Below are 12,934 nucleotides of genomic sequence, written 5' to 3'. Positions count from 1 at the left end.
GGGTGCGGCCGCTGACGCTAGCGGGACGGAATGTCGCGCAAATCGTCAACGATAAATCGGCTCAATAAACCGGTGTAGAAGGTCTCGACGCTGGAGTTGCCAGAGTTGGTCAGCACCCCGGCCATCGTTTTCATGTTCTGCCAGTCGCCCTTGTAGCCGCCTGGCATCAGCCCTTGGCGAGCCTGAGAGAAATGCAGCACTTCGGCGCCGGCTTTCTTGACCTTGACCTGGTAGTTGAAGTCGACACTGGCGAGGATGGTCTTGTCATCGACGATGGCCGTCATGAAACCGCCTTGGGTGTCTTGTATCCGCCGGGTATAGATGACGTTCACATCCAGCAGGTAATCGGCCTTGTCCTTGCTGCTGGCGTAGCGCTTGGCCTTGAGCAGGCGGTCGATCAAATCGACACCGAGCTGCTGGCGCACTTTGTCATCCGACAGGAAGCGTTCGTTCTTGCCCACCACCTCAACATCGAAGGTGTCGAGCCAGTAGGTAGCGGTCTTGGGGATGGCTACCGGCGCCGGGGAGATGTAGTAATCCGGCTTGGAGGCACAGCCCGCCATAAGGCAGGCCGCGAGAAATACGGCAAACACGCGCATGTCTGAATTCGTCCCTGAAAAGTATCGTGCTTTAAACAGTCGCGGCATTTTACGGAGTTGAAAGCCGTTCTCAAGTTGTTTTGAAGCCCGTGTGGCGTCGCTTTACTGACGCTTACGTGCAAACATCCGGTCGCCATGCGCTAAGGCGCTGTCAGTCAACCAAAAAGAGTGATGGCTAATAGCCTTCACCCGGCAGATAAAAAACCTCCGCTCAAGTTATGCCCCTGAAAGACGAGACAGTGGCTTGGTTCATTCATTTATAGGGATATTGCGTGTTGAGAACCCTCCTCCGGGCGGCAACGCTCGTCGCCGCGTTATCGATGACCGGCTGTGTGTCATACACCGTCACCGGCCCCATCGGTGCCCCGCTCCATCCGGCTTCCACCAGCAGCTCGCGCAGTGCGCAAGTCGCCGATGTGACGGTGAATGCCACCGACGTCAATGAAGCCAACAAAACGGCGATCAGCAGTTCCCTAACGGCCCAGATCACCCAGTACGTGCGCACGGCGGGCTATTTCAAGCAGGTGACCGAGTATCCGGTACGCCTGGGCGAGCACGACGTCACCCTCAAATTCAATATGACTTCCCTCAAGGGTCATCGCGCCCCGCACCCGGCGTACGTGCCGGGGGCGCTGCTGACGTTGACCATTTGGATCTGGGTCAACGGACCGATCTACGTGGACAGCTTTGACGTCGCCGGCGACCTGGTCATCGTCGATCGCGATGGCAAGGAGCTGGCGTCGGCGAAGGAGTCGATCAAGTTCGAACATAACGTCGGGTTGTACAGCGGCCAATATTGGGCGCCTTCGATGGGCGGCCAGCAACTGACCAAACTGGTCACGCAACTGCTCGACACCGCTACCGCCAACCTGGCGAAACCCTAGTTTCAGGAGCAACACATGAAAGGATTGATCAAACACTGCCTGGTACTCGCGGCAGTCTTGCTGACCGGCTGCGTGTCCTACTCACAACACGAACTGCCAGCGGTGCAGACCTGGCCTCCGACGGCTAACGTGCCGGCGCAAAAACCGACGGCGTATGTGCATACCACCGCGCAAAACCACGTCAACGGCGGTCCGGGCAATGCTGCCGTCGGTGCCCCGGTGGTGGTGTGGGAAAAAGCCGTGGCTGACTCGTTGCGCCAGTCCAATCGTTTTTCACGGGTGAGCACTGACAAAGTCGACTCGGACATCTACGTGGATGCCACGCTGCACAACAACGAAGAGTACAGCCCGGTGTCGGCGTTCATCACCGGCTTTACGCTGTTCCTCATTCCGAGCACGGCAAAAAACACCTTCACCCTGGAAACGGTATTCAAGGACAAGGAGGGCAAGGAGTTGGCCCGTGTGAAGAAGAGCGAATCGGTACGCACCTGGATGCACCTGGTGCTGATCGTGGGCATCCCGTTCCAGGCGGACACGCGGGAAGTGGTGGAGGCGCTGACGCGCAGTACCCTGGATGAAGCGGTGCAGCGCAAGTTGCTCTGATGAAACCTGTGGCGACGGAGCGGGCTCCCTCGCCACAGGCAAAGCGTATGACCTTAACTGTGCTTAAAACGCATAGCGCGCCTTGAGCATCACGCCATCGGCGTCAAACCCACTGCGCGCCTGACGGGTGTAACTGGCGCCCACGGTGAAGTCTGCAACCTGGTAGTTCACACCCACACTGGCTTCATAGCTATCCCGTGCCACTGACGCGTCGGTCACAGTGAATGCCGAACCGCCGAGCATGTAGCTGGAAGTTTGCGCCACGCGATCGCCCATCAGGTCGTGATACGCCATCAACGTCGCTTCCGGCTGCAGGCTGCCTGCGCCCATTGGCAGGTTGCCAGCCAGACGCACGCCGGCGCCCAACTCGCCCACTTCATAACGCTGCGAACCTGTGCTCAGGGCGGCCGACGACCCTTTCTCGTCGTAGCCCTCCATGCGCACGTTGGAGTAACGCGCAGCCACACGAGGCTCGATCACGACGGCCTGGGACGGCTTGAAGCTGTAGCCGCCGATCACGCTGGCCGACAACACGTTGCTGTCGTAACTGCCCTTGGCCGTAGTGCCTGCGATATGGCGCTTGCTGTCGTTGTCGTTATGGCCGTAGCTGAGACTGCCGTCGACAAACCAGTTCTGCAGCGACCAATTGCCGTACAGCGACAGCGCATGGCCCTCGACATCGGTCTTGTTGCCGAGGTCGGAATGGATGTTGGAATTGAGGTAGCTGTACGCCACGCCCAAGGTGGTGGTGTCGTTCACACGACTGTCCACACCCACCGCCATGCCGCTGCTGTTGGCCGAGTAACCGTTGTCACCGCCACGGCCGTCCTGGTCCATGTTGCTGCTCAGACCCTGCACCCACACGCCACCGGCCTGGCGGCTTTCGCGTTGGTCAGTGAGGCGATTGAAGATCGCGCCGTTGATCACGGTTTGCCCGGACAACGCCACATCCAGGGCGCCACGGTTGACGTCCGGCTTGAGCTGGTCACTGATCTGGGCCAGTTGCTGCGCCGTACCGGCGTTGGCCAGGGCCTGGAACACCTGATCGTTTTGGCTGAGCTGGCTCAGTACGCCATTCTTGAAGGTGTTGACCGCTGTGGCTGAAGCCGCGCTGGCGCCCACTCCGGCCAGCGCTTGCTGGACTTGCTGATTATCTTTGACCGCCACCACGGCCTTGACTGTCTGCGCGTCGGCCGAGTAGCTGAGCACGTTCAGCAGCGCCGAAGAACTGGCCACCGACAGGCCGTTATCTTGCACGCTGGTGGCTTGCAGCAGGGTGTATTGAGTGCCGCTGTTGGTGCTGGCGAAATCACCTGGGTTGGCGCTTACCGTCAGCTTCGAGGCTTGGGCAAAGTTGGCGGCACCGTTGACGGTCAGGTACGGCGTGGTCGGCACCACGCTGTCGGAAAGGTGCATATCAATGCCGGCGCCGCTGGCCACGTTGAGGTTGCCGGTAATGGCAGTGCCTGGCGCGGAGAGGTTCAGTGAACCTGAGTTGATCGACACCGGCGCGATGATGCGGCGGCCCGTGAAGCCCGCCTGGCCGTCGATGTTCACCGCGTTCAGGTTCAGCACATCACCGATGATGTTGCCACCCGTCCAATTCAACGTCGCGAGGTTGGCTGCATCAATCGCGGTACCGGAATTGCTGCGAATCTCGCCGGCCTGCTGGTTGATTTCAAACGTCGAGACCTGGTCGGCCGGGTTGACACTGATGGCTGTGCCGTCAGCGCGGATGATCCCGCGGTTGACGATACCGCGTGAGCCCGTCGCGCTGTTTTGCACAAAGTCGGCACCGGAGAATTCGAAAGCCCCCGCATCGGTGCCCACGCCTTCGATGGTGCCGGTATTGAGGATGTAATCGAAGGTGCCCTGGTACACCAACATGCCACGAGCGCCCAGACCATTGGCCGAGACCAGGCCACTGTTTTCGATACGCAGCGGGCTGGTCTCGGTTTCAACTTCGATGCCCCAGGCGCCTTCGCCCGTCGCCTTGACGGTGCCGGAGTTGAGGATCTTGCCGCCGATGGTGGTCGGGGTATTGTTGTCACGGTCCAGAATGATGCCGATCGCGCCTTCACCCGCCATGTCGATCAGGCCAGTGTTGGAAACATCCCCGGCGATGGTGGTGCCATGCAGGTAAATACCCTCGCCCCCACCGATGAAGGAGGGAAACGGTGCCGGTGTCGAAGGGGGTGTCGAACGGATCGTGCCGGAGTTGATCACACTGCCGCCAATGACCGTCTTGCCGATCTCCATACCTTCGTCGCCGCCATTGTTCATCGAAATGATACCGGCCTGCTCGACGTTACCCGTGACAGAACCGGGGCTCAGGTTCTGAGGACCGGTCCAGTACATCGGGTCCAGCGCAATGCCACGGATGGTACGGCCATCGGCATTCAGCGTAATGTCCGCGCGGTTGATCAACGAGCCCTGGATGTGGGTATTGGCGACCCCCAGCCCCGCAGCGGCCGTGCTGTTCTGATCGACCACCTGGGTGGTCTGCCCGGTGAGCACCAACGACTCATTGTAGGTTTCGCTGATGAACATCGTTTTGCCTGCGCCAAGGTCGACATCCACCGCCAGCACCTGGGTGCTGATTGCGCCGACCATGACTGCCAACAGGCTTTTCTGGAACTGCTTGCGCTTCATTTCTAACTCCATGAACTACAGATCAAAGCCGCCAATAGGCCCGGCGGCCGCAGGTGTACTGAGCGAAGGATCAAAGGATCCGAGTGCATACCCTTGTCGCGCGTGCCGGATGCGCAGGTGCAACCCTTCGCACCGCGAAAGGCAGTGACGAGGCAGGGAATAGGGGGGAAGGCTCACATTAATCCTTAATGCTGTTGAAAACGTTGCAGTCCATGCAGCCCAACCGGATGGGGTTGGGCGGGGTAAAGACATTGGGATCTACGAAAAGGTTCGGGGCTGTATCGGCAAGATCCGTAGTCGAGCACAGAAATCAATATCTACGCGCGTCGCCATCACACCACACCTGTGTGTCCGACTTTTTTCTAAAACAGGTAGCAACTGGAGTTGGCTTTATTGGCTGGAGCACCCAGTGGTTATAACGCCGCTAATAACTTCAGAACCGTAGGCGCAGACTGCTTCCAAGAATTTCTGACGAACCGCCTATATAGAAAATGGGGACGGATTTATTTAGGCTTGGCGCTGACCGGCCATTAATCACTCAATAAACCTGTATGCTTTCTCTCCGCTTAAGACAGCCGTTAAAAAACATAACATCCTTTTACGTTAGACGTTTCGTATCTCCATGACTTTATTATCCGATCCGCAGCGACAAAAACCGAATATCGACAATCTCTAATCCAAGTTATGTAATAGCGTTTGCCTCCGCTTTCATCAACAACCTTATCAAACGTCTTGTTCTCATTTACAGGCGACCAATATGAGTCGCCACAGCCTCGCGTGCAGTCCTTGTAAAGATGGGAATCAAAATGAGTACCTACCCAGAGATTCATTCCATTTTCCCAATTGGAATGGGAAGGTGCGCACCCCGCCAAGGCCGACAATAATACGATTAAAAGCCATTTATTAATTTTCACGCTTTTTCTCCGATTCAATGGCTGGGCGGTACTTATCGTACAGGGCTCCATAATTCACAATCAGAGCAGGCGGCATGCTGCCCAAATTTTCAAAAAGCGACATATCCGCTTTTTTGTAGGCTTCCAAATTAATCATCCAGCCATCGTGCAATGTAGCAAACCCATTAAACCCTGGAACTTGATTTAATATATTGCTGACTGGAGTACCGTGACAAACAGAATAAAAGCTACCACAGTCTGTTGTACGGTTAAGACCAATATTTTTCCCCTCTCTTATCACGCCACCCTCATCAACTTGTGGGACATAGCCGCCGCTGAGCGGGTCATATTTTGCCCCTCCGTCTCTGTCCACGCCTGGTCTTACATCCGGCCCACGGCCAGCAGAGTATTCATACACTTCGGTCAGCGCCCCCGTGCCCGCGATGGTCAGCCAAGACTTTTTATCTTTGCCACTCAACACGCCTTTCAGTGCGGTATTCGCGGTATAAGCCTTGACCCGCTCGGCATAACTCACCGTCTTGTAGTTACCGTCCGATGTTAATTCACGCCCCCAACCGTTGGTGAAGGCCGCACCAAAACCGGCAATCGCCGCGCCCGTGGCGTAGCCTTTCAGCGCATCTGCGCTGGTCACATCGTCAAACACCTTTCCAAGATTACCCTTGTTATTGATCGTGCTTGCAGCCGCCGTGCCTGCCATTGAAGAGAGTGCCGTTGTAATCATCACGTTGCCCCAGCCTGCCGCCGCCACACCTGACGCTGTGCCCGCCGTCACCATCGCAGAACTGCCCGCCGCCGCCATTGCCGTACCCGACCCGGCACTGGCTCCGGCCGCAGCACCCAGTGGGCCGCTTGCAGCTCCCGCGGTCAGCGCCGTCACGACAATAATGATGGCCAGCATCGCGCCCTGGCCCAGACTCGAATGGCTGTACTTAAAGGAGTCATGCACCTCTTGAACCTGGCGCCAGTCGACATCGCCGCGTTTCTCGGCATCCTTCAACCACGCCAACTGCGGGTCCGCCTTGACCATCACATCAATGGTCTGGGCAACCGTTTTCTGGTCGATATGGTTGATATCAACCTTCAAGCCATCGACGGCCTGGATCGCGAACTTGCCCTGTGCAACGATTTGAGTCTGGCGAAGGGTTTCATCGGTGTTGCCGCGCCCTGATGAGCTCGTCCAGGCCAAATCGCTTTTGCTCTTGGTATGGCTTTCTTGATGCAGGTCTTTGACCGCCTCGAACGTCACCGATCCACCACTGAGGATGTTGACGTCTTTGCCACTCGTCAATTTGGCGCGCTGGTAGAGTTGGTCACTGCCACTGATCAAGCCGATATCGCCACCTGCATTGATTTCACTGCCGACGTGCGTCACGCGGGTCACTTCATCGCGACGGGTTTGTTTACTCCCCCAGCCACTATTTTTCTTCATGTCATAGAGTGTGTAGGCGCTGTTTTGCCCCGCCAGCAGGCCCAAGCGCCGATCGCTGTACAGGTACGCCTCATTCCCCGCACTGATCTTGCTGGCGACGAGCGTCGTGTCACGCCCGGCCTGGCTGGTAAAGTCCCTGCCAGCTGTCAACACACTCGCGACTTGCGTGGTTTGCTCGTCCGAGGTCTTGATGCGTTTCTTGCCATCCTTTTCCCGGCCCTCCACGTTGTGCGTATCACCAACGGAGACAACGTTGAAATCGCGTACAGCCTGCACGTTCATGTCTTTGCCAGCGGTAGCGTTGCTGCCGATGATATTGACGTCCTGCCCAGCCTTCATGTTCAGGTTGCCCCCCGCCGTGACGGTGGCGGCAAGGTTTTTGACGTCGGTGGTGATGCTGGATTTGTGGCCGCCGTCGCTGAATTCATGCTTGACGCTGGTATCGCTGGCGGCAACAAGGTTGAGGTCGCGGCCGGCGACGAGGCTGGCGTCGTTACCGGCGACCAGGGCGCCGCGGTTGGTGAGGTCGCGGTGGGCGTCCATGGCCAGGTTTTCGCGGGCGACGATGGTGCCGGCGCTGCTGTCCCTGAGGGTGCGCATGCCGGCGCCGTCACGCACCTGGATGGCGGTGGTGTCGTTGGTGATGTCGCCTTTGAGCGTGGCGAGGCTGACTTGCTTGCCGCGAATTTCGCCGGCCATGGCGTTGCGGATGCTGTCGTCGGCCAGCAGGCTCAGGTTGTTGCCGGCTTCGATCAGGCCGCCGGTGTAAATGCTACCGCCCGTGCTGGCGGCAGAGAGATTGTTGCTGGCGCGCAGGGTGCCGACGTTGACCAGGTCGCCGCCGGTGACCAAGTTCAGGTCGCGCCCCTGAATCAGGCTGTTGCCGCGTACGTTGCGCGATTCGGCCTGGGCCAGGTACAGCACCGGGACGAGGACTGTCTGGCCGTCGACTACGCGGTTTTCCATCCACACAATGTCGTGGGTCAGGGCGCCGACCTGCTGGCTGGTCAGCGTGACACCGACACTCAGACGCAGGGCGTCTTTGCTCGCGAGGGCGTTGTCCATCAGGTAGCGGAATTGGTCGGCGTCGCTGTACAGGCCGCCAGCGAGGAAGCGTTGGCCGGTCTGGGCGAGCACCGCGTCGCGGATCAGGCGGGTTTCGTACTGGCCGTCACCGAGGCGACGCCAGGCGTTGTCGGCGCTGTAGCCGAGTTTGCCGAGCATGTAGTCGGAGCTGAAGAAGCCCTCTAACGAGGTGAACTCGGGGTTGGTTTCGATCAAGTAATGGCTGGTAGGGTCGACGTTTTTAACGAACAGACCGTATTCGCCCTTGGGCAACTGGAAGTTGGGCGCGGTGGTGGGGTCGACCGGCGCGAACGGCGTGCCCGTGTAATCCACAGGCACGAATCCGCCGCCGGGTGCGACACCGGCCACTGGCAGCACGGTGCCGGGCGACTGGGCGCTGACGTCGTTGGCGTGCTTGCTCAGGTTGATGTTGATGCCACCGACAGGGATGCCGGTCTGGTCATCGCCCAAGGTGCCGGTCAATTGCGCCAGGGTGTTTTCGTGCAACGTGCCGTTTTGCAGGGTGCGGGCGACGTTGAGGTTGACGGTGCCGCCGGCTTGCAGGGTGGCGCCATAGCCTGGGCCGGTGTTGTCGGTCCAGGTGGTGACGTTACTGACCTCAGCGAAACGGGCATCCGAAGAACGCGCCTTGAGTGCTTCGAAACGCGCCAGGTCAAAGTTACCGGCCGCGACCGCGGCGTTGAACGCCGGGATATCGACGTACTCCATCTGGTCCCAATAGCCAAGGTCGATCCTGTACGGCGTACCGATGACGATGGTGTTTTGACCGGTGCGCGTACCCGCGCCCTGGTTGAGCAGGTCATTGGCGACGATGCCCAGGTTGCCATTGGCGGCCATCAGGCTGTAGCGGTTCTGCACCATATTCGCCTGGATCAGCAGATCCTTGCCTGCCACAAGACGAGCGGGTGCCGAGTCCTTGACCGCTGATTCGAGGTAGGTCTGGTAGATGTTGATTTGGCCACGCTTGAACGAATCATGCCCGTCGCAATGCTGGCCACATAACCACTCCACACGCCCACCCTGCAGGGTTTGCCCGAGTTCGAATTCGGCCTTGGCGTTTTCCACAAACGCCGCATTGATGCTGATATTGCCGGTGCTTTCGACGGTGCCGGAAAGGTTGCTGAAACCGGCGGCAGGCCCGCCATCAATGGCGGCAAAGCTGAGGTTGCCCTGGCTGTACACGTCACCGTAGGTATTGCTGAAGTTGTTGCCACGCAAAATCATATTGCCGCCACTGAACAGCAGCGAATCGGCAGCATTGGTGAAACCGTTCGACGCCAGCAGGTTCACGGCACCCTGGGCGCCCAGGGTTCCTCGGTTATTGATCTGGGTCGCCGCAATGTCCAGTTGCTGACGTGCGGTAAGAAAACCAAGGTTATCCAGCGTACCGCCCAGGTTCAGTTGAGTGTGGCTGCCCGCCAGGCGTCCGCCGTTCTGGCTGAGGTTATTCGCCGTCACGCTGAGTTTTTGCAAGGCCGACACACGACCACTGTTGGTGATGTCGCCGGTGGTGGTGATGCTCAAATCACCATCGCTGAGCAATTCGCCGCCGTTGTCGAGGCTGGCTACGTCGAGGATCAACCCCTTGCCACTGGCCATGCGGTCGCCGGCCTTGAGGGTCAGGCCCTGGGCGCTTTTGTAGGTAAGGACTTCGTTGAGTTGTACACGGCCGAGGCTGACGACTTTACCGAATGCCCAGTCAGCGGTGCCCATGCCCTGGATATTGCCTTGGCTGCCAGTAAGGCCGGCAGTGTTGATATGGAACAGGCCACTGCCGGCGTGCTGCAACATACCGCCCTGGTTGTTGAGGTTCGCGGTGTCGAGGCGCAAGGCCTGGCTGGCGAACTCCAGCGTACCGTTCTGGTTGTTTAGCTGGTCGCTGAAGTCGAGGCTGCTGTTGGCGCCGCCCAATGCACGCACTTGGCCGCCGGCACTGTTGTCGAGGTTGCCGCCGACGAGGGTCAGGCCTTGGTTGGCTTCGATCAGGCCCCCCTGGTTGGTGAGGGTAGCGCGTGAGGTCAGGTTGAGCACATTGCCGCTGATCTGGCCGCTGGCGCTGTTGTCGAGGGTCGCGCCGCTGACGGTGACCTGTTCTTTACCGAACAGTTTGCCGCCACGGTTGGTCAGGGCTTCGACCGTCAGTTGCAGGTCGCCCAGCAAGCTCGCCATCAGGCCACCGCTGCCGTTGTCGGCCTTGTCGGCGGTGACGGTCAAGGTATCGCCTTGCACGGTGCCGCCCTGGTTATCCAGGCTTGCGGTGTCCAGTTCGGTGTGCGCCCCGCCGCTGAGGATCAGGCCTTTGCGGTTGGTCACACTCTGGCCGCTGTAGCCCAGGCCCAGGTTGCCGGCCAGCAGTTGGCCGTTGTCGTTGTTCAAATACTGGGCGGCGATGTCCAGACGCTTGCCGCGCAGGGTGCCGCCGTCGTTGTTGAGGGTGGTGAGGGCCTTGACCAGCAGGTTGCGCTCGCCGGCGTCGATCACGCCATCGACGTTGGTCAGCAGGTCACTGACGTTGAAGGTGATGTCGCCGCCATCGCTGACCAGCGCGCCCTTGTTGCTGTTGGTGAAGCGCTGGGCGGTCACGTCGACCGTTTGGCCGAGCAGGATGCCGGCACTGTTGTCCAGGCGCTCGCCTTGCAGTTGCAAGAGGCCTTCGCTCTGGATGCGGCCTTGGGCATTGAGCAACTGGCCCGGGCCTTTGAGCAGCAGGCTGACGCCTTCGGCACCACCGGCCAGCAGGCCGGCGTTGCGGTTATCGAGGCCGGAGGCGCGTACGTCGAGCTTGTCGCCGAGCACACGGCCGGCGCGGTTGTCGATGTCCCCTGCGTTGACGTCGAGCAGCAGCTGCTTGCCGACGATCACGCCGCTCTGGTTATCCAGGTTTGCAGCGTGCAGCTCGACATTGCCCTGCCCGGCCTGCAAGCGGCCTTGAGCGTTGTTGAGCTGTTGGGCAGTCACGAGAGTGAGCTTGCCGGTGTTGGCGCTCAGCACACCATTGGCGTTGCTGCTAAGGGTGCCGGCGTTGAGGCTGAGGTCGGTGCTGGCCTGGGCGAAACCCTGGTTGTTGTTGAAGGCGTTGGCGACGGTGAGATTCAACGCGCCATTGTCGGCCTGGATCAAGCCTTTAAGGCTGTTATCGAGGTTGGTGGCGTTGACTGTCGTCACGCCAGCCAGCAGCACGCCGTTCTGGTTGTTCAGGTTGCCCGCGTTGACCGTCAGTTGGTTGGCGACGACCTGCCCGCCGTTGTTGTTCAGCTCGCGGCTGTCGAGCACCAGGCTGCCGCCGGCCATTTCGATGCGGCCTTGGCGGTTGTCCAGGGAGGCACTGGTCAGCGTGGCGGCCTGGCCGTCACCAAAGCGGATCAAACCGCCGAGGTTGACAATGGCCGGTGCGTCGACGGTCAGGGCCTGCTCGCCGAAAAGACGTGCAGTGGCGCCCTGGTTGGTCAGTTTGGCGCTGCTGACGCTGACGCTCTTGGCCTGGATGATTGCGCCCTGGTTGGTCAGCGCTTGCGCGGCGGTGATCGCCAGGGCTCGACTGGCCAGCAAGTTGCCGGTGGTGTTGACGGTTTGCGCATCGACGACCAGGTCGCCGGTGGTGTTTCGACTGTTATCGGGCGCGACACCCGCTTCGATGATGCCTGGGTTGGTGACCGTGGTCGCCTTGATTTCGATGCGTTGGCCGGCGGCCACACTCTTCTGGTTGACCAGTGCCTGGGCGCTGGTCACTTGTACGTTGCCGGCGGCGTAGACCTTGTCGGTAAGGTCGACGTTCTGCGCCGTGACCTTGACGTTACCGGTGGCCTGCGTTTGCGCCATGCTCAGGCGTCCATTGGCATCGATCTGGATATCGCCGCCGCTGGCCGCGAGCGTGCCGTCGAGTTTCACGCCCACACCGGCTTCGGTACCCACCAGCTTGATCGCGCCGGCATACATACCGCCCAAGGCCGACGAATCAATGGCCAGCTCAGGCTTGGTGCTGCCGTCATCGGCGCGTGGGGTGGCGTTCAGCGTTCGCGCGTCCACGTCATTGCGACCGGCGATCACCGTCAGTTCGCGCGCGTTGATCTGCGCGTTGATCTTGGCCGAGCGGGTGATGATTTCGAAGCGGTCGACGTTGCTCGCGTTCAAGCCCTGGCCATCGATGGTCACGGCGCCGCCATCGACCTGGTAGCGCTGCAACTGGCCGTTCGCGTCGAGCACCGGTTTACCGGTGGTCAGGGTGACGTTTGGCGTGTTGATGAAACCACAGCCGCTGCAAGTGACGCCGTAGGGGTTGGCCACGATGACCTTGGCCGATTGCCCCGCCACTTCGGTGTAGCCGCGCAGCTGGCTGGGGCTGCCGCCGTTGACTTCGTTGAGGATGACGCTGGCTGCGCCGCCCTTGAGGTTGGGGTTGCCGACGATATAGCCGCCCAACTGGGTGTTGGTCACCGCACCGTTGGCATTGTTGAGGATCACACCGTTGGGACCCACGTTGTAGTCCTTGAACTGGTTGTGGGACAGGCCACTGCCGTTAGGCGTCGCGATGTTCACCACGGGCACGCCATTACCCGCCGCGCCAACGGTGGTCCCCGGCGCACTGACCACGATGCCGTCGGCCCGGGCCAGCAGCGGCTGCCAGAACAACGCGTTGGCCAGTATCAGCACCAGCCCGCGCTTGGGCAGGCCGAGGAACGAGTTACGCGGCATCAATGCCGCGGAAGGTTGGCGGGCCAGAAAGGCAAATTGGCGAACATCCATTTTCAGATTCTCGTTGCTGCGGGG

General features: G+C 60.0%; 5 protein-coding genes. 2 read left to right on the top strand and 3 right to left on the bottom strand.

Going from position 1 to position 12,934, the window contains the following annotated elements; genetic code table 11:
- Positions 1 to 17: 17 nt before the first annotated feature.
- Entirely contained in the window at positions 18 to 599 is a 582-nt protein-coding gene (locus PF1751_RS00810) for a hypothetical protein (protein WP_042571284.1), read from the bottom strand.
- A 272-nt stretch (positions 600 to 871) separates the two neighbouring features.
- Here PF1751_RS00810 and PF1751_RS00805 point away from each other — a divergent pair, with 272 nt between their 5' ends.
- Positions 872 to 1,483: a hypothetical protein gene (locus tag PF1751_RS00805; protein WP_044286438.1), complete on the top strand. Its 612-nt coding sequence runs from the start codon at positions 872 to 874 to the stop codon at positions 1,481 to 1,483.
- 15 nt (positions 1,484 to 1,498) lie between these two features.
- Positions 1,499 to 2,086 (top strand): hypothetical protein, encoded by a 588-nt coding sequence (locus PF1751_RS00800; RefSeq protein ID WP_044286437.1) that lies wholly within the window; start codon positions 1,499 to 1,501, stop codon positions 2,084 to 2,086.
- 63 nt (positions 2,087 to 2,149) lie between these two features.
- Here the strand turns inward: PF1751_RS00800 and PF1751_RS00795 are convergent, their stop codons facing one another.
- Complete coding sequence (locus PF1751_RS00795) at positions 2,150 to 4,738, bottom strand: autotransporter family protein (RefSeq protein ID WP_044286436.1); 2,589 nt, start codon at positions 4,736 to 4,738, stop codon at positions 2,150 to 2,152.
- 903 nt (positions 4,739 to 5,641) lie between these two features.
- On the bottom strand, positions 5,642 to 12,910 hold the full coding sequence (locus tag PF1751_RS00790) for a two-partner secretion domain-containing protein (protein WP_044286435.1): 7,269 nt from the start codon (positions 12,908 to 12,910) through the stop codon (positions 5,642 to 5,644).
- Between the last annotated feature and the right edge of the window lie 24 nt (positions 12,911 to 12,934).

This window comes from Pseudomonas simiae, assembly GCF_000934565.1.
Classification (GTDB): Bacteria; Pseudomonadota; Gammaproteobacteria; order Pseudomonadales; family Pseudomonadaceae; genus Aquipseudomonas; species Aquipseudomonas simiae.
The sequence above is the reverse complement of the archived record's forward strand: the minus strand, read 5'-3'. Positions and strand labels throughout refer to the sequence as shown.